The organism is Enterococcus sp. 3G1_DIV0629, assembly GCF_002141285.1.
Lineage (GTDB): Bacteria > Bacillota > Bacilli > Lactobacillales > Enterococcaceae > Enterococcus_B > Enterococcus_B lactis.
This window is the reverse complement of the sequence record NZ_NGLI01000004.1, coordinates 67204-86810: the sequence shown is the minus strand read 5'-3', so window position 1 is coordinate 86810 and position 19607 is coordinate 67204. Positions and strand designations below refer to the sequence as shown.

Annotated in this window: 10 protein-coding genes and 2 pseudogenes; 4 read left to right on the top strand and 8 right to left on the bottom strand. The window is 29.4% G+C overall.

Going from position 1 to position 19607, the window contains the following annotated elements; genetic code table 11:
* Nucleotides 1–609: 609 nt before the first annotated feature.
* Complete coding sequence (locus A5816_RS14535) at nucleotides 610–1209, top strand: hypothetical protein (protein WP_086311606.1); 600 nt, start codon at nucleotides 610–612, stop codon at nucleotides 1207–1209.
* A gap of 824 nt (nucleotides 1210–2033) precedes the next feature.
* Here A5816_RS14535 and A5816_RS14530 read toward each other — a convergent pair.
* The 3 genes from A5816_RS14530 to A5816_RS14520 are packed head-to-tail and all read right to left on the bottom strand — an operon-like array spanning nucleotide 2034 to nucleotide 7313.
* Nucleotides 2034–3314, bottom strand: coding sequence for a glycoside hydrolase family 125 protein (locus A5816_RS14530; RefSeq protein WP_086311605.1), 1281 nt, complete (start codon nucleotides 3312–3314; stop codon nucleotides 2034–2036).
* Nucleotides 3307–5949, bottom strand: coding sequence for a glycoside hydrolase family 38 C-terminal domain-containing protein (locus tag A5816_RS14525; RefSeq protein WP_086311604.1), 2643 nt, complete (start codon nucleotides 5947–5949; stop codon nucleotides 3307–3309). Before A5816_RS14525 ends, A5816_RS14530 begins: the two co-directional genes overlap by 8 nt.
* Before the next feature lie 23 nt (nucleotides 5950–5972).
* On the bottom strand, nucleotides 5973–7313 hold the full coding sequence (locus A5816_RS14520) for a PTS sugar transporter subunit IIC (protein WP_086311603.1): 1341 nt from the start codon (nucleotides 7311–7313) through the stop codon (nucleotides 5973–5975).
* Between the two features lie 158 nt (nucleotides 7314–7471).
* Between A5816_RS14520 and A5816_RS14515 the strand changes: the two genes are divergently transcribed.
* The 3 genes and pseudogenes from A5816_RS14515 (at nucleotide 7472) to A5816_RS14505 (ending at nucleotide 11150) form a co-directional block, all read left to right on the top strand.
* The gene (locus tag A5816_RS14515; protein WP_010733234.1) at nucleotides 7472–8218 is read left to right on the top strand and encodes a GntR family transcriptional regulator; all 747 of its coding nucleotides are present in this window, start codon (nucleotides 7472–7474) and stop codon (nucleotides 8216–8218) included.
* 997 nt (nucleotides 8219–9215) lie between these two features.
* Nucleotides 9216–9656, top strand: a pseudogene (locus A5816_RS14510) (RNA-guided endonuclease TnpB family protein); the annotation flags it as partial.
* A 1230-nt stretch (nucleotides 9657–10886) separates the two neighbouring features.
* Complete coding sequence (locus A5816_RS14505; protein WP_086311601.1) at nucleotides 10887–11150, top strand: hypothetical protein; 264 nt, start codon at nucleotides 10887–10889, stop codon at nucleotides 11148–11150.
* A gap of 433 nt (nucleotides 11151–11583) precedes the next feature.
* On the opposite strand, the gene crcB is transcribed toward A5816_RS14505, so the two are convergent.
* The 5 genes and pseudogenes from crcB to tnpA form a co-directional block, all read right to left on the bottom strand.
* Nucleotides 11584–11970, bottom strand: a complete 387-nt coding sequence (gene crcB, locus A5816_RS14500) for a fluoride efflux transporter CrcB (protein WP_086311600.1) — start codon at nucleotides 11968–11970, stop codon at nucleotides 11584–11586.
* A gap of 25 nt (nucleotides 11971–11995) precedes the next feature.
* Nucleotides 11996–12355: a CrcB family protein gene (locus A5816_RS14495; protein WP_086311599.1), complete on the bottom strand. Its 360-nt coding sequence runs from the start codon at nucleotides 12353–12355 to the stop codon at nucleotides 11996–11998.
* An 808-nt stretch (nucleotides 12356–13163) separates the two neighbouring features.
* Nucleotides 13164–13745, bottom strand: coding sequence for a hypothetical protein (locus tag A5816_RS14490; RefSeq protein ID WP_086311598.1), 582 nt, complete (start codon nucleotides 13743–13745; stop codon nucleotides 13164–13166).
* A 1787-nt stretch (nucleotides 13746–15532) separates the two neighbouring features.
* Entirely contained in the window at nucleotides 15533–16681 is a 1149-nt protein-coding gene (tnpB, locus tag A5816_RS14485) for an IS200/IS605 family element RNA-guided endonuclease TnpB (protein WP_086311597.1), read from the bottom strand.
* 16 nt (nucleotides 16682–16697) lie between these two features.
* Nucleotides 16698–17102, bottom strand: a pseudogene (tnpA, locus tag A5816_RS14480) (IS200/IS605 family transposase).
* Nucleotides 17103–19607: the final 2505 nt, after the last annotated feature.

Genomic DNA, 19607 nt, shown 5'->3' with positions numbered 1-19607 from the left:
TTTTTCAAGTGAAAGAAAAAAAGAAAAAAATATCTGGCATGATTTCTTTTAAAATAAAAGTAGCTAATACAACTATGAAGTAAGCATGAATAAAAAACTCCTAAATGATGATCAGTGATATTTTATTTTTAGTATTAGCTATAATCAAATTTTTTCTTCTTTTTATTTTATTGCTTAATTGCCTTGTGACTAACTAAGCTTAAATTATGATAATCTTCAAAATATTTTTCATTTTTCTTTTTTGATGGTAATGAATGGGTACTGTACGAGAAGTGATAGTCACAAGGCAATTAACAATAACAATTTAAATTAAGATAGCTTTGTATGAACCGTTTATGTTATAGTAAGAACGGAATTACTATATTACTATTTGATTTTAGGCTATCTATACGTGTAGCCTTCTTTTTATATACTTTTCTTATAAAATTATAAATTATCTAAATAATACTTTTTTTAAATTTTTGCTATAATACGAATTGTCCAAAGTTCATTAAAAGAGATCTAGTGATAGTTAGTTAAAGTAGCTGGATGTATATCTCTAAAAGCTGATCTATTTTTGATAGATCAGTTTTTTTATTATTAACTATCGTTTATATAGGAGTGTTCAACTTGAAAAAAATTGAAATAGGAGATATCTATTTTTATAAAACGCCTGGAATTCCTGGATACTTTCAAGTAAAAATCATTGAGAAACTAAAAAGTAGTGGTTATATTGCAGAAGTAATCTCTTGTACACAAGAACAAGCTGTGTTTTTAGAAAAAGACGATTTTAAAATAAATGTGAGGGGAACACTGTTACTAGATGAAAAACGATTCAAGAAAGAAATGAAAATAATTTCGGATCAGTTGGAAATACAGAAATTGCGTAAGGAAATCAAATCAAAAATCAATGATTATTTACGTAAAGAAGACAAAGACAGAGGTTCGATCAAGGAATTAATCCAAAAGGGAATCATTGATATACAAAGAGAGATTCAATTGCTTGAAAATTTAAGAGATTCCATTTTTTCTGATCAAGCCATTATGTTAGGAAATAAATATAGTTACTTTTCAGTAGAATTTGATCAATTACTAGAGGTAGAAGTTCTAAATAAATTAAATCAACAACAATATTTAGTTCAATCCAATCACTATGATAGTTTAGAATATGAAAAAATATTTATTGCTGAAAAAGAACAATTAATAGATAAGCCTTTCTGTTTATTCTAAAAGAAAAATCTATACGTTTATTATTAGATCTTAAATCTGTTTATTCTTTAGCCGATATTCGGAGTTACTTTTTTATAAAGATAAGAAATTAAGTTATAAGCAAACGTAATAAAAAAAACTGCTTTGATAGTTTATAATAATAGATGTTAAAACTAATATTTGTGTAATATCTGACACAAGGCTAGTTTTATCATCCTTCTTCTTTTTGGTTATCATTTTGATAGCTAAATATAATGCCAAATTTAATAATCATATTTTATCGATTAAATGCAACTTATTAAATTTGACGTTACTTCCCTCAAAAGTCACCAACAGGTGACTTTTTTTACACAATTTCATATCTAATAAAAAGAAGAAAATATATTTTTTCGTGTATTTATCAGATTACACGGAAGAGATCGGTGCGAACAATGATCAGCGTGTTACTCATTGTTAAAATAATTATGTAGAAATGATAAAACAATATTTTATTACAGCAAAAAAAGACTCCACTTTTAAGAAATAAGATTTTCTATTAATTAATAAGATTCAATTGTTTAGAATTTTGATGAAAATAGTCATGAGCACATATTACCTTAGAACGGTTCTCTCGCAAAAATATAATACACTAGCTTCTTAAAGAAATTAAAAAGCCAGTGCATTGTTCTAAAGCAATAATCGTCTTATGACTAATAGTTATTAAAATAAACAGTTAAGGTAAAGAAATAAGTTCTTTTTAAAATTTTCTGTTGTATGTTTATTAACTTATATCAAATTGGCTAAAGTTGTACAAGTGAAAAATATAAAAGAATTTTTTCTTTTACTAAAGCGATATCCCTTAAATTTTACTTTTTATTTATCAACTTCATATAATGGAATACCAATTGACAATAAGTCATGTTTGACCAAGAAAACCATTCTCTTGTATAATTCTTAGGATCATTAACATCAATTCCTTCATGGCATTGGTTTGTTTGATCATCTGTATTAGCAATTTTAATAATTTTTTCTTTTATCATTGCGATATCCGCTGTGGTCAATCCCTCCATAGCTATAGAAATTGGCCATACATATTGAGGTGGCGTATGCGGGCTTCCAATTCCAGTTAGATAACTACCAGAATAATAGTAAGGATTTTGTTCACTTAAACATTTTTTTCTTGTGTTCAAATAGATTGGATCATTATCTTTACAATAGCCTAAAAATGGCAAGGATAATAAACTTGGAACATTTGCATCGTCCATAAATAGTTGATTTCCAAGACCATCAACTTCATATGCATAGTAAAGACTACCAGATTGATCAGTTATTAAACCATATCTGTTGATTCCTTCAAAAATTTCTGATTTTAATTGAATGATTTTTTCTTTTAATTTTTCTTGTTTATTATCGATTAACAAGGCTAATAATTGATCAAGAATTACTAAGATAAAACAATTTCCAGGAATAAAATACCCATAATGACAAGCATCATCACTTGGACGGAATCCGCTCCAAACCATACCTGTATAATATATTGGTGTTCCTTTTCCATTGTTTTGCAATGTATCAGAAGAGGGACAATCACTACGTTGGAATCGATATTCAGACTGTTCATGTCGTTGCTCTGTAATAAATGTATCAATAACTAATTCCGCTGATTTCCAGAAATCTTTATTAATATGTTTTTGATACCCAGTTTGGTATAAACGATACGCTAAGAAGAAGGGAGCACAAAGTGAATCAATCTCAAATTTTCGTTCCCATACAAGCGAAGAAATAGGAATATTTGAACGATCGTTACTATAATGACGGTCATTTTCTTCTATGTTGAATGCATTTGCATAGGGATCGTGTAGTAAGAAGCTTAATTGCTGCTTAATCACACCGTGGATCAATTGTTTGATAGATGGAATATCATCTACTAGTTCTAAATAAGGCAATACTTGAAAAGTAGAATCTCTAAGCCACATTGCTGGGATATCACCAGTTGCGACAAATATTTCACCATTTTCTTTTACTGTAACGGTATTACTGATTGTATCTACGATTGCATGTCTAAATAGATTCGTTGCTTTTTTGTCAAACAGGTTAATGTTTTCTACATATTCTTTGATTGCTATCATTAATTGTTCTTGATCAAACATTGGATTTTCTCTCTTTCTGTTCGAAATAAATACCATACGTACGAATTTCACCTGGTCTAAATGGAGACATTGAGTGTTTTTTTATATCTGAAGCAATAGTTTCTTTCGCTTTTCCTTCCAAATTTAATCTTTTCACCTGTGCTTTTGTACCAAAAATAAGACTTCCTGGTTCTGATTGGACGTCGTTTGTTGGATTATAAAGACGTAATTCGATACCTGTTTGGTCAATTGTTGTTTGCATACTGCTAAATACAACTGAGAGTTTTTCTGCTCGGATCCATTCTTCTTCATTTTGTTGAAGGTTCATCAAATTGATTGGAAAATACTGAATCGGTGTTGTAAAGCGATTTATATCTTGTGTTTGATAATATAATCCGTTTTGTGTCGTCATCAGATAATCTTCTTGTTTTTTTTGTGCATCAAATTCGGTCTCAACGATAATGCTACCTTCAAAAATAAGTTTCCCCATCAACTGACTTTCAGGTGTCGGAACTTTTTTTGTTTGTAATCCTGATGCATCTCCTGGACGTCTTAAGGTGTCTGGTCGTCCTAGATATCCCACGCCTCTAAATATAGTAATTGCTAGTAGTTGTACTTTTTTTTGTAATACTTGAAAGTCTTTTGTTCCTCTAGTCAAAAAAGTCCAGCTTTGTTCAGCATCATGAAGATTTGCTAAGTGAATAAATGGCCGCATGCCTGTCGGTTCTTCTTTATATTCAGACTCACGCCAATCGTTCAAATGAAGATCATTAATTGGGCGGTCAATGATTCCAAATGGTGTATCACTTGTTGAATAAAGGGCTTTTGTTTTTGTATCTAAGAGTATTCTTACTCGATGGTCAAGTGCTTGATTATCAATTTCTATCTGCAAATCTATCCTATTATTTTGGCGATTCAATGATAAACAAAGTTCATAATCCATCCATCCATTCAATATTTTTTCTGCACGAGCTTTTAAATCGTATGGTACTTTCCAACGGCCTTTTAGAAAAATTCGGCTAACTAGGTTACCTTGTTCAGTCTTTTTCTCTACCAATTCATTAAAACCTAAATGCAAGATCCAATCTGAAAATGCCGGAGAATAATCGTAAGTATCACCTTCGTCTCCTCCGTCTTCAATTGTCAAGAAATTGTGATACCATTGTTTATTTTCTTTTGAATATAAGTCTAATCTTCCATCCTTGTACTGTATGATATACCAATCATTTTCTATTTTTTCCGCTTCTTTTAGATTTGGAGACTCTTCGGTTTCTTCAATGATTTCGTAACACAGCCAGCTCATTGCTGGCAAATTACATTTCAAAGCAATTTTACTAATATAAAATGAATCGTCTAGTCTCTCTTCAGGATTTCTTCTTAATAAAGCTGCATTTTCTTTTGTTTGTTCTAAAATCTCAAAAGAGATTTTTTCACCTTCAGAATCAACGAGTGAGAAATTAGCTGCTTTTGTAGATATTTCAATTATTTTTATCATTTTCCATTCAAAAGGTAATGGATTCCAAATGAATACTTCGTTTTTCTTGTTAGGATGAATTGAACTACTCAATTTTCGCAATAAATAATCAACACACGATTGTGCTTCTTGGAGACCATTTATTCCTCTCATGTAAATGTCTTTATTTGTTTTATCGCTATTACATCCTCCAGCACTGTCGTGAGCCTGACCACGAGCTACTACCTTCCATATATTTTTGATCAATCCTTGTTTGACAGTTATGCCTTGATTGCGTGCTAAAACTGAGAGTGGTTCAAGTTGATACGTCAAAATCCGTTCTAATTGATCATAAAGTTGCTTTAAATCATAACGAGAAGAGTAGATTCCTCTATGAATTTTTGAATCTGTTGGTTCAATAAACTCTCCAGAAAATACACTGTTTTCTGACACCTGACTTTCCAAAGACTTGAAAAAAGTAGGATAGTTACTTTCAATTAAAACAGCATCTTCTAATTTGGCATTTCCTTCAGCAATTTTTTCTTTGAAATTGAAGTCTACTGCTCGTTGATCTCCGCCTACTGGTAAGATGTGTACTTTACTTGTAGTATCTGAACTAATTCTCTTAATGAGATTTGTCGGATCAGCTTGTTCGATCAAATCGACTCCCGAATAATATCCATTTTTTATATTTGCAGTGAGTACTTTTGATCCGTCATTACTTGACCAGTAAAAGTAACGAGCTTGTGCTTCTTTTGGCATTCCTCGCCAGAATAAAGCATGTTTGATCTCAAATCCTTGGTAGATCTTTGGCATATCTTGATTTTGGCCAAAAGAATCCGGTAAATATCCAATCTTCATTGCATGACCAAGTGCTTCTGCTTCATGGATACCAATTCTCAGATTTCTTACAATAGACTCTCCTGAAGTTGTCATTTCATCGATCTGGGTAAACCATGGTCCAACAAATAAACGTTGTGCTTCTACGAATTTTTTAATTTGAACTTCTTTTTCTGGAAACAGTTGTAAGTAATCGTCAAGAATAGACATTTGACCATCTAATGTATAAAAATCTAATTGGTTTGTTTCTAGAGCTTCTAATACTTCATCCATATGGAAAATAAACTGAACTTTTGCTTCTTGTCTTGTAAAATACCATTCAAAATCCCAGTGGGTATGCGCAACGGTGTAAATTTCTTTCATGACTTCTACTCCTAAGTGAAAATTTATTTAGCTGATTCTATTATTTTTTGATCAATTCGTTCTTGTTTTTGATTCAAAATAACAAATGGTGCATAAAGTAAGGTATCTAAAATAACTAAAATGAATGTTAAGATGACAGGACTAATGTGGAATGCACCTAAAACCCAAGTACTAAGAAAAATTGGTTCATTCCCTGAATTCAATACGACTAGAGGAACAACCCATCCGATTGAAGTAACGATATAAGCAATAACTGCATTAATAATTGGTACAAGTATCCAAGGGATGAACATCAAGGGATTCAGTACAATTGGTAAACCAAAAATCACTGGTTCGTTGATTCCAAAACAACCGGGAATCAGTGATAATTTAGCTACTTCTCTCTCTTTTTCTCCTTTTTTTGTAAAAATTAACATAGCGATGATCAAACCAAATGTCGCACCTGAACCACCAATCATTGCATAAACATTTGTCATTGTATTTGGTGAAATAGAGATTCCATCAAAACTTTGAGTTGCTGCAAATTTCGCCACATCTTCTAAAAAGACTGGTAACCAGAATGCTGATACGACTCCCCAAACAATATTAAATCCGTGCAAACCTAAGAACCAAAGAATCTGTTGAAGCAAAATAACAATAATGATAGCAGGTAATCCAGTTCCAACTGTCAATAGAGGCTTGATTAATACATCTGATATCATTTGCAATAAAGAAACATAGCCCAAAGATTGGATAATGATCCGTATAACTCCAAAGACTAGCAATACTTCACTGATTGGAATCAATGAAAAGAATGAATCAAAAACGTTTTGTGGAACGTTTCCAGGCATCTTTATCGTAAATTTACTACGTGAGAAACGAGCGAATAAGAAAACAGCTAACATACCAACTATCAATGCTGTAAACATTCCTTCATAGCTAAAGAAGGAAGTGGAAAATCCTTCAACAATATCTGCTTTCGGATCGAGATAATTCACATTATTCGGTATCATAATAAAGTAAGCAGATAAAGCCAATAATGTAGCAATGATAGGGTTGAGACGCTCATTTTTCTCCTTTTTTTGCAATTCGATTGCATAAGAATAGGCAGAAGAAAAAACAACAATTATAGCAACGATTCCTAAAGTAGCATTGCCTAAATAACCAAATAGATTACTGATGTTTATCAAAAATGTATTCTCTATTCCTTGACTTTTGATCAATGCATCAATTTGCATCTTGATTAAATTTGAAAAAGATCCGACAACGGTAAAGGGAATGGTTCGAACAAAGGCATTTTTAATTGCTTGTAAAATCGTATTTTTGTCTACCCATGCAGATACTTTTAATAATGGTTCTTGCAGTCTTTGTACATCAAATTTCATGATTCGTGCTCCTTACTCGTTAGATTCAGAAAACGTTTTCTGATTTTATTATATATAAACTCGATAATTTGTAAATATGTATTTTAAAATTAATATATACAAATTTATTTAGTTAGTGTAATATGTATATATAAATTTGATGAAAAGGGGTGTACAAATTGTACAAATATCGAGAAATTTACTCAGATATTAAACGTGATATTTTAACAAATCATTATCGTGCCGGTACTTTACTTCCTACCCAAGAATTTTTTGCAGAAAAATATAATGTCTCGAGAATCACTTTAAAAAAAGCACTCACTCTATTAGAAAATGAAGGATTAATTTTTAGCAAACAAGGGTCAGGCACATACATTCGTTCTAAAATTGATAACTCCACAGGTGAATTGTTACCACTAGATCTTCCTGTGGGCGTGACCTATTCCCATCGTGATCAATCTATAAAAAGTCGTCTTTTATTTTTTGATGCTCGACTACCTTCTAAAGAAGAGCAACAACATCTTTTGTTGAATAAAACGGACCCAGTATACGAATTTAAGCGTGTCCGATTAGTAAATAAAGAAATATACAGTTATGAACATGTAGTGATGCCTGTCTATATTGCTCCTTTGACAGAAGAAATCTTACAAGAATCTGTTTATGATTACTTAGGTAGCGAAGTCAAGTTACAACTGGTAGATGCTAGAAGAATTGTTTTTGCCGATTACGCGACAGAAGAAATTAGTAATGCTTTAAACATAGCTATTGATTCTCCAATCTTGGTAATCGAACAAATCGCGTATGATCAAAAAGGAAGGGCATTTGAGTTTTCAAAATCTTATTTTTTATCAAAAAAGAGTAAATTTGTTTTAGACATCCATCTGAAAAAGGAGAGCGCTTTGCCAGATAAGAAATACGAATTATAAAATGAAGATTTAAGGATGGATAATGAAGTAAGTATAAGGTGGGAATGTGATTCGAGATATGTAAAGCGAATGAGAAAAAAATAGCCAGAAAAAAATCCTTAAGGTGAAGTTCGTTTATTCGGATTAACTATTTTATCATGAGTCAGTCAACCAATTATAAACAAGTCTTTGAAGTTATTTTTTTCAGAGAATAATGCGCCAGCTTCTTAAAGATATTAAAAAGCCGGCGCATTATTCTAGAGCAATGATCGTCTTACGACTAATAGTTAGTAATAACAAAGTTGTTAAGGTGAAGAAGAAATAAAACCTTTTTAGTCATAAGACTGTGGAATAAAATAAGATTGAGGCTAGTTAATACTATATGATAAGAATAAACATCAGTCACTATATTAAGGGGTGTTACTTCATATTTGTACTAACTATATTCTTTTTATCATAAATTTTGAACCATAGTTTTCTTCTTTTTTTCTTTCTCTTTAAAAAGTCGAACAAAAAATATTTCTACTAAAAAACAACAATCAAATTTATTTCAATAAAGTTGATTGTTGTTTTCGGGTAATTATAACTTTTAACGTTACATAGTTAGGATTGAAATATTAATAAGGTTGAAATTAAATTTATTTGTGTCAAATTTAAGCTATGCGTATAGAAAATATAGGGAATAATTACATGAATAGTATATTCAATTTTAACTTTTTTGTTTATTTGAAATTTAATAATGGATTAAAAAAACTGAACATATATAAGAGCTAATAAAAAAAGACTATTCGCATGAAAGTCTCAAATCGAATAGTAAAATAGTAATTCCGCTCTTATTATAGCATGAGTGGTTAAAAAAGCTAACGAAATTTGAATACATGATATAGGAAATGAATATGATCTTTAAATTAATTACCTCGTGACTAGCAATCTTTGTACAGTATCTAGTATTTATCATTGAAAACAAAAAAATCAAAAAAATTTTTTAAAAGGCTAACAATCTTTGCTAGGCACAAGGCAATCTAGCAATTATCAAAAACAAAAACGTAAAGTAGCACGATTACATGAAAAAGTAATGAATCAACGTACTGATTTTCTGAATAAGTTGAGTACAGAAATGATCAAAAATCACGATATTATCTGTATGGAAGACTTAAACACAAAAAGTATGTTGCGTAATCATAAACTAGCAAAAAGTATTTCGGATGTATCTTGGTCTAGTTTTGTGACTAAATTACAATATAAAGCTGACTGGTACGGACGTGAGATTATTAAGGTAGATAAATGGTTTCCCTCTAGTCAAATTTGTTCAGAATGTGGACATAAAGACGGTAAGAAACCGCTCGACATTCGAGAATGGACTTGTCCTATTTGTCATGCTCATCATGACCGAGATATCAACGCTAGTATCAATATCCTGACCGAAGGTCTAAGGCTACATTCTATGGGATTGGCTTAGATCAAATAAACAAGAACCGTAGGTACTACGGGGATAGCTTGGTATATAAGAGACACCTCTGTTAGTAAAAAATACGCTATCAAGTATGCTCTCTTCCCAAGAAACTCCCACTTCAAGCGTTAAGAACCGTTAGGTTTAGCTAAGTGGGGGGAGTTCACGATAAATGAATCAAAATAATTTTTCCTTTTTTTCTTGTATGCCAAAAAAAATAGTATAAAAAAATACTTCTGTTCTTAGAGAACAGAAGACTACAAGGTGTTTAGAATGAATTTGGAAAAAACGATAGATCATCTATCAATAGTATTTATATCAAAAAATTTTCCTTGTTTCAATAAAGATGCTCTGAAATCTATAAACAAAAACCTAAATAAAAGTGTAAGGATGAAACTGTCATACGAATCAAAACAAGAAGTAAGGACTAGGGGATAGTTTACCTATATTTCTTTTTTTAGGTATTTAACTTCAGTAACATGAGCTAAATTCGGTATTATCAAAAACTACTAGCGGACAGGCTGATTTTTATGTTTTAATGTCAGACTAAAAAATTTGCGAATACTGAAGAATTAGAATTTAGATAATGATGTTATCTTGTCGTTGTTTCAAAACTTTTCTGATATACTTGCAGGATTCTGGTTTATATATATCAAAATTTTTTATTTTAGTGGTTTTCTAAGACAGTTACGAAGTAATATGAATAAAAACTAAATGATGATTAGTGGTAACTATTTTGTTTTTATAGTATTGGATGTAATAAAATGTTTTCTTTTATTTTATTGCTTACTAGGAAATACTAAAGGAGGGGCGAAAGATTTTTATGATAAGCTTTGGTATTTGATCATTCCAATCATAAAAATATCGATCTAGGTATCAATTGTAAGGTTGAAGGTTTTAGTGAGCTAGAAATTGTATATATTTGATATCCGTAAAGAGTACTCGTCTGCAAGTTTTTCTTAACAAATTACACTTGAAACTACATAACTAAATTGACATCTGTAAAAATTATCTTATAAAATATATGTGTTATCGCATATGTACTATCATCTATAACTAATCATCTTTAAGTTCATACGGAAACATGATTGTTTTCACGATATTTATATTTCCAAATACACGACTCTTTGTGGTAATGATCTGAGAGATGATTAGAATATTTAGCTCGCAATCGAACTATTATTAGGTCCGAAATTTACAAGTAACGTTAAGAATTAGGTATAATTATGGAGGAAATATATGACAAAAAAAGTTAATTTTATAAGTATAATTAGTTTGTTACTAGGATTAATCGTAAGTATAGGAATTTTTACTAATTGGTTTGGTCACTTATTTCATAGTATTATTCCTTTGCTAATTATAGGAATATTAGGAACTCTAATTTCTATTTGGTCAATAACAAGAGGAGATAGTCGTCTTAATGAAATTTTTGCAGTATTTGGCTTATTATTAAATGTTTTACCTGTAGGATATTTCATTTTATTATATTTTACAATGGGTTAGTATTTTATGTTGTAATATAACCAACAATAGTTTGCATAGTTAGAATATGGTATAGTTGAGAGGTGGAAAAATTAATCTTTTGAAGTAATTCAACTGATGATCGCTTTTGCGATGTTAGTTTCGCTGATAATTAACCATAATGATCCATAATGATCCATTAAAATAACCATATTTCCAAGTAAATAAACTAACAAAGTTGAATAAAAAGAAGTATCCTTAGCTAAAACAAAATTCAAATTATTCTATCTAATGAGTTTGGAGAAGACTTAGTCGGATACACAATATAGACAATAAATAAGAAGCTATGTTCAAACATAGCTTCTTATTTATTGTCTAGCTTTTGAGTCTACATCATTTGGGGGGCAGTTTATCAAAAATATAAAATTAAAACTTCTATTATTCTTTGATAGAAAACTAGTGAGCATGTATCTTTTTATCTACTGACAATTAATATTAATAGTTTCATACCACAGTACATAGTACTTATCCCTAAAACTGAGTTAGTTACTGTATAATAAATTGCCATATTCCAATTATTTTCTATCATAAATTTTATTACTTCTAAAGAAAATGAAGAAAAGGTAGTTAATCCTCCGCAAAAGCCAGTTGCTAAGAATGCTTTTACTTTTGGAGATTGTATTTCTTTTTTTGTAAAAAATCCAGCTATCATCCCCATAATCAAACAACCGATAATATCAGCAGAAAATGTACCCAATGGAAACTGAGTTATTCTTTCTCTCCATAGACTTTCTAAAAAATATCGTAGTTCTCCTCCTAAAAAGCAGCCGGTACCCACAATAATATAATTTTTTATTTTCATATTCTTTAGCTATGCCACCTTTCTATTATTTAATCAAACTAGCAACTAGTCCTCCTAAATCTACAGCAATAAGTGTACTAAAGAAGCTAATTAACCAATAATAAAACGCAGAACTAAATGCTCTATTTATTAATCGATTTAATATCTCTAAATTGAAAGTGGAAAAGGTGGTTAAACCGCCACAAAATCCAGTAGTTAAAAACAAATAAAGTAGGGTGTCTTTAATTGGTAAACTATAAAAAAAGAAACCAATTAAAAATGCACCTACAACGTTTGCTCCAAGAGTTCCTATAGGAAATTTTGTATTTAATTTTTTACTAATAAAATATCTAAGACATCCGCCTAGAAAACATCCTATTCCTACTGAAACATACTGATTAAGCATTTTATCGACTCTTTAAAATAGACTATTTTGAGTTGTGATTTTAGCAAATATACATTTTCTCTTTTCTATAAAATTAGGATATAGAAATTTTAAATGTAAGATCACATATATTTTTTTTATCTATAAAACTTATATGAAGGTAAAAGGTATAGTTTATGAAATAAAGACCATGTGAATTTAACTTATAAAGATTATTAGGAAAGTGAAAGAGTGGAATTATTTCATTGAGTTGGATAATGAAATAGAGAAATACAATGTAATTCATAACTGATGGTTTCATAATTGTTGATTTTACAAACATAAGTAATCTTTAATTTTCTGAAAATAAAAAGCAGACCTATACTTGAACAGATCTGTTTTTATAAAAATATTTGATTGATTAACAGTATTTTTTATGAATTCAAAATAATAGAGATCGCTCTTTTTTGTATTATATAGATATATCTAATATCAATTTGTTTACAAAAGAAGCTGAGTAATTTGTTACAGATATAATATTAGATACAAGTGTCTATCAAATCTCTATACATTTAAAAATTTTCCATTAGTTCCATAATTAAGAGATTATGTCGATTTAAGATAAAAAGTAGTCATTTAAGTTGGATAGATAATACTTTTTTATTATAAAAATCAATAACTGCTATAACCTTTTTAAATTTAACTAAACATGGTTTTACTTTTTATTCAATGGAAACCTTATCTTTATTTTATCAAAAGTATAGACGTATAATTTTTAAAATCTCTAGTTTTTGAAAGATAGTGTATAGTAATACTGTTTTGTATTGATATTTATATCATATTTTAAGATTCACAATATATAAAATGAGGTTGAAATAGTTGTATTGAAAGAACTTGCGCATTTTTTTTCTTGGACGTACGTTTTTCCTAATATTTTAGTTTCATTTTTTAAACCTGCATTTACTATATCTTGTAATGTATGCACAATTCCATTTTCTTGTTCTAAACAAATTGAACTGAAAAATTTCTTGGAGACTAATTTCTGTCTTTTTAACGAAGATAGTGGTTTTCCAATAACCTGGCATCCTTCTTTTTTAGAAGATGTATAAATTAAATATTCTGTTTCATCTTCAAATAAAAACGAGTATACTCTATAACTTTTTTTCGGTTGTTCAATCTCTTTTAATTTTTTATCTCTTTGGTTCTCATCATAGTCTATCTGATTTTTTTCTTGATATAGATAGATTTCATCTGAGATTTTTTTAAGTTCTTTATTGATTTTTATATATTTTTCACAATACAAACAATCTTTATCTTTTCCTATAGTATGAGATAGATCTACATTATCTTCATGATTTTTTGTTATTTCTTTTAGTAAATTATTATAGTATTCTTTCAAATAAATTGCTTTATTATAATTAGATAAATTCAAAATTACACGTCCTCTATTTTTAAATCGTTTGTCAAAATAAAAAGTTACTAGAATAGTGATATTTAAAATTTTTCACGAAAAAACTAATCTAGTGTAAAAGGTTAGTTCTTTGTCTTAATTTATTTTTACAATTTAGTGCAAACTACATACCTCCGTAAACCAATCTAATAAAACTAAATATTTCAAAATTTTAAATTTGTATATTTAGTTTTTGAAAAAGATGACAGAAAAAAGCCATTCAACAGAATGACTTTAAAAGATAAAATAGTGTAATAATTATTACTTAGGAATAATAACAAAGTTGATTGGAAAAATCTATTATCCAATCAATAAGTTTTTTTTATTAATTAATAAAAGTTGCTAATCACTTGAAGAGGAGAAGGAACAGTTAAAACAGCCGATTCTATAAAATATTTCTTTCTTATTATTGATTGCCTTGTGATTATAAATCATCATATAGTACCTGTTGCTTACCATTAAAAAGAAAAAATAAAAGAGAAAAATCGAAAAAGAAAAAAACTTTTTAAAGGTTAACAAGTTTGATAGTCACAAGGCAATCCAGCAATAAAACGAAAGAAGCATCTTGCTCAAGACAATACTATATGAATTATATAGTCATTGATAACTAACATATGAACATAATTACTTCACAAACAAATTAGCTATGCTCTTATTTTAAAGAAAATTGTTACGAATGATTTTTTCTTTTTTTCTTTTATTTAAAAAAGTTAAACAAGTAATGTTTAACAGCTGAGAATAACGAAAAGCAACAATCAACTTTATTCAAATAAAGTTGATTGTTGCTTTTCGAGTAAAATTTCTTGCAACTTTTTTGCAGTTGTAGAGTTAGGTTTGAAATAAAAATAAGGATGGAATTAATTTCATTTGTGTTAAAATTCGGCTATGTGTGTGTAAATATAGGAGATATACAAATAAATTAATTACATGGATGTTATATCAAGTTTTAATTCTTTTGATTATTTGAAATTTTTATAACGAATAAAAAAATCTAATCTGATAGTAGAATAGTGATTTCGCTCTTATTATAGTATGAGTAGTTAAAAAATCTATAGAATTTTGGATAACATGATATAGGAAATGAATCGGTTCTTTATCATTGATTGCCTTGTGACCACGAATCGTCGTACAGTATCTAGTATTTATCATTGAAAACAAAAAAACTTTTTAAAGGCTGATAAGCTTGGCTAGTCACAAGGCAATCTGGCATAAATGAAAAAAGCATCTTGTTATAGCCAATACGATATGACTTATGCAGTCGTTGTTAATTAGTATACAAGGAAGATTAAATGTTTAACACACTTATTGGCTATGTTCTTATTTTAGGACAAATTGATTAAAATAATTTTTTGTTTTTTTCTTTTTCTCACAAAAAAATAGTATAAAAAAATACTTCTGTTCTTAGAGAACAGAAGACTGTAAGTAGATTAGAATGATTGTGAAAATAACGATAGATCATCTAATAGCTATAGTTGTATAAAAAATTATGCTCGTTTCAATATTTCTGACATGAAATTCATGGTCATACTATAAATAAAAAACATAGGAAAACATTATTATTTTAGAAGCCATATTGTTTTTTCTTTATAAAAAGAATAGATCCTTGTGTGAGTGAACTACCCCCACTTAGCTAAACCTAACGGATCTTAACGCTTGAAGTGGGAGCTTCTTGGGAAGAGAGCATACTTGATAGCGTATTTTTTACTAACAGCGGTGTCTCTTATATACCAAGCTATCCCCGTAGTACCTACGGTTCTTGTTTATTTGATCTAAGCCAATCCCATAGAATGTAGCCTTAGACCTTCGGTCAGGATATTGATACTAGCGTTGATATCTCGGTCATGATGAGCATGACAAATAGGACAAGTCCATTCTCGAATGTCGAGCGGTTTCTTACCGTCTTTATGTCCACATTCTGAACAAATTTGACTAGATGGAAACCATTTATCTACCTTAATAATCTCACGTCCGTACCAGTCAGCTTTATATTGTAATTTAGTCACAAAACTAGACCAAGATACATCCGAAATACTTTTTGCTAGTTTATGATTACGCAACATACTTTTTGTGTTTAAGTCTTCCATACAGATAATATCGTGATTTTTGATCATTTCTGTACTCAACTTATTCAGAAAATCAGTACGTTGATTCATTACTTTTTCATGTAATCGTGCTACTTTACGTTTTTGTTTTTGATAATTGCTAGCTTCAAACAGATTGATACCTTTTTGTTTAGCTAATAAGGCACGTCTTGACAACTTACGTTGTTCACGTTTGAGTTTCTTTTCCATTTTGGAAGTGAATTTATTATTATCAAATTTTTGACCGTCCGAAAGAATTGCAAAGTCTGTAATACCTAGGTCAATACCAACAGCAGAATTAGATTTAGGTAGTTCGCTAACTTCTTCTTTGCATAACAAAGAAATATAATATTTACCGCTAGAATGACGTGATATTGTAGCAGATTTGATCATTCCTTTAGGTTGTCTATGGAGCGTAATTTTAACTAACGACTTCAACTTAGGAATTTTGACGAATTTATGATCAATCAAAGCGATTGTTCCATTTTGATTGTTGGTTGTGTAACTTTGAACTGGATTTTTCTTGCTTTTGAAACGAGGAAATCCGACGGATTTATCGCGAAAGAAGTTCTTGTACGCCTTATCTAGATTGAGTTGTGCATTCGCTAAAGCAAGACTATCCACTTCTTTCAAGAACGGAAAATCTTGCTTGTATTTTGCAGGCGTTGGAAAACTCATTTTTTTAGAGGAATCTCTCCTAGTTTCTTCATAAGCTTTTATTCGGTCATCAAGCATTAGATTGTAGACCTTACGGACACAGCCAAAAGACTTAGCAAAGAAGATTGCTTGTTCTTCAGTCGGATAGATTCTAAATTTATATGCTTTTAGCCGCTCCATAAAACTCACCTGCTTTCTATTTATGATTGTTTCCTTGATTTTGAATATACTTCTTAATCACATCAATTGGTGCCCCACCAGTTGTCAAAAGACAAAAACTTTTTGACCAGAACATTTCTTTCCAAAGAAATTGTTTAACTCTTGGATAATCACGCTTTATCAAACGTGAGCTGGCACTTTTATAGGCATTGATAAATTTTATCAATTCCGTTTTTGGTTGAGCTTTGAACATAATATGAACGTGGTCTTTATCATAATTCCACTCAACTAAAGTGATGTGATATGATTCTGAGATTCTTTCAAAAGTCGCTTTAGCGTAGTTAGATATTTCATTATCAATTACTTGTCTACGATATTTCGTTACTAAAACAAGGTGGTACTAAAGAAGAAATACTGAATGATTATTTGTATCTAATTCCATGTTATATCAACTCATTTCTTGTATAGACTGATTGTAACATAGAACAAAATAAAAAGGCAGTATACCTTAGTTGTCGGTCTTCGAGTGACCAACGGTAACTTTCATACCGAACGGCATTCATCACCCACCTATAGAGGATGGGCGAATTCTGCCTAATTTATGTTAAAAAACATAACCGCTGATTTTATTAACAACCAAAGGAGTCAATATACTATTACGAAGGGTAAGAAGTTCACTAAGTCAGAATTACTTATAGCAAGCTCGTTCACATAGATTAGCTTTAGCTAGGTCTATTTAGTGAGCAACAAAAGCAAACCGATGAAGAAAGCCTATATAAAATTATGGATAAAATTCTACAAAAGTATAGTTTTACGTCAATTATAGACGCTTCTTAGAAGGAACTTATAGTATCACTAGAAACACGTCTATTTGATGGTCACAAGAGTGGAAAAGATAGATAGAGTATCATGATTGTGGATGGTTAACACTGCAGGGAAGGATCCTGTATATCTAATTATATCGAAGAAACCAATGCTAATAATGAAAGGAATTATCAAAATAACGAACGATGACTGTTACTTAGGCATTGAACGCTGCTGTCAAAAAATTAACATATATTCAAAAAGAGAAACGAAATACTGAAGAAAAGTATATAGATGTTATTATTGAAAAAATATTAGGTAGTGATGTGTTAGAGATCTATAACAAGTTGATGAAACGACATTTTTTCAAGGAAAAGAAAAAAAGATAAAAATATTTGGAAAAATTTAACTTAAAATAAAAGCATAGCCAATACAATTATGAAGTAAAGTCATGAAACAAAAAACTCCTAAATGATGATCAGTAGTAACTATTTAACTCATATAGTATTGGTTTAAAAAAGTAATTTCTTTTTTATTTTATTGCCGGATTGCCTTGTGACTAACAAAGTTTAAAAGATGGTAATCTTCAAAATATTTTTTCGAATTTTCTTTTTTGATGGTAAAGAATGGGTAATGTACGATGATTAATAGTCACAAGGCAATCAATAATAAAAAACAAATTTAATCTATCCTGTATTTGAATAAGTGATAGCTTTTTTAACAGTTTATGTTATAATACGCATGGAATTACTATCTTACTATTTGATTTAAGGCTATTCTTTTGAATAGTCTTTTTTGTATACATTTCTTTTATAAAAAACGATTAAATTAAGAGTTTCTTTAAATGAAGAGACCATCTGAGATAGCGAGACAAGATACATAAAAAATGAAAGGACATGATTCTAATCGCTTGGTTACAATAGCCGAGAAAAAATTTACCGACTTTCTTATTTGGTTTATGAGATTTTCAAGGAATTAAAAAATAGTTATTCATCTTATAAACTACAAAAAGATATGGGACGAACGAGTTGATTAACTTTCTGTTTCCTTAAGGAACAAGACCAATTATTTACAGAAATTACGCAGTTAAATTGAATAAGAAAATATTTATTTTATTAGCTTGAGTAATCTTTAAAAATTCGTTTAATGTATGATTAAAGAATTAATTTGAAAAATTGCTCTTTTTTTTAAAGCTAAGCAAAAAAAATAAAAAAGTATGCTACATATTTTATAATATAATAAGAATTGTAGCTGATACCAGTATGAAACAAAAAATAGGTGGCTATTTTATCCTTATAGTATTAGTTATATATAATCTTATTTTTTCCTCTTTTGTGACTAAGAAGTTTCATTTCTTCTTCACTCTATCAATGAGAGCTACAGAATGCTAGTCACGAATCACCCTTGCTTTAGAATAATGCACCGGCTTCTTAAACTAATTGAGAAGTTCGTGCATTATTCTTGTACTTTTCAGGATAGTATTATTCATAATAGTGATATTTTATATAAATATTAATCATAAAAATACCATTGTTTTAGGATAATTCATCTTCAAAGGATAGTGATCGGGAAAGCCAGCGTTTTCATGGTTTGATATTTAATAAAGCATGATTTCGTAGAACTCTATAGAATTATGTCTATAAATAAAATATTAAAAATGGAGAGAATATTGATGTATGCTATACCAATTTTTATGTTAATTATTGGATTATTCTTACTGTGTGTTAGTATTTATTTATTTCTTGTTGATTATAAATATGTAGTAGACAACAATATAAGGTTTCATTATCTAATTCCAACCATTGTTGGTGTTTTGTTAGCAATTTTTATCATTATATATGTGTCTATTTATTTCTGCATTTTTTAGCAATTAAAGAGACTAAAAATAGTATGATAAACTTAACTATTTATATATAAAATACTATAAATGATATTTAGCCATACATAAAGAATTACTCTTAGAGAGGTGGATCATAAATAAAAGTCAAATAGCTGAAAATAGTAGAAACTATCGCATGTATCTAATAAGAGAAATTATTACTTTTATTTTTTTTAATGATTAAAAAAACAGAATCTATTGCTTTGTTATTTTGTATTAATATTTAAACATACCTAATACTAATATGTAGTGACACATCTCCTC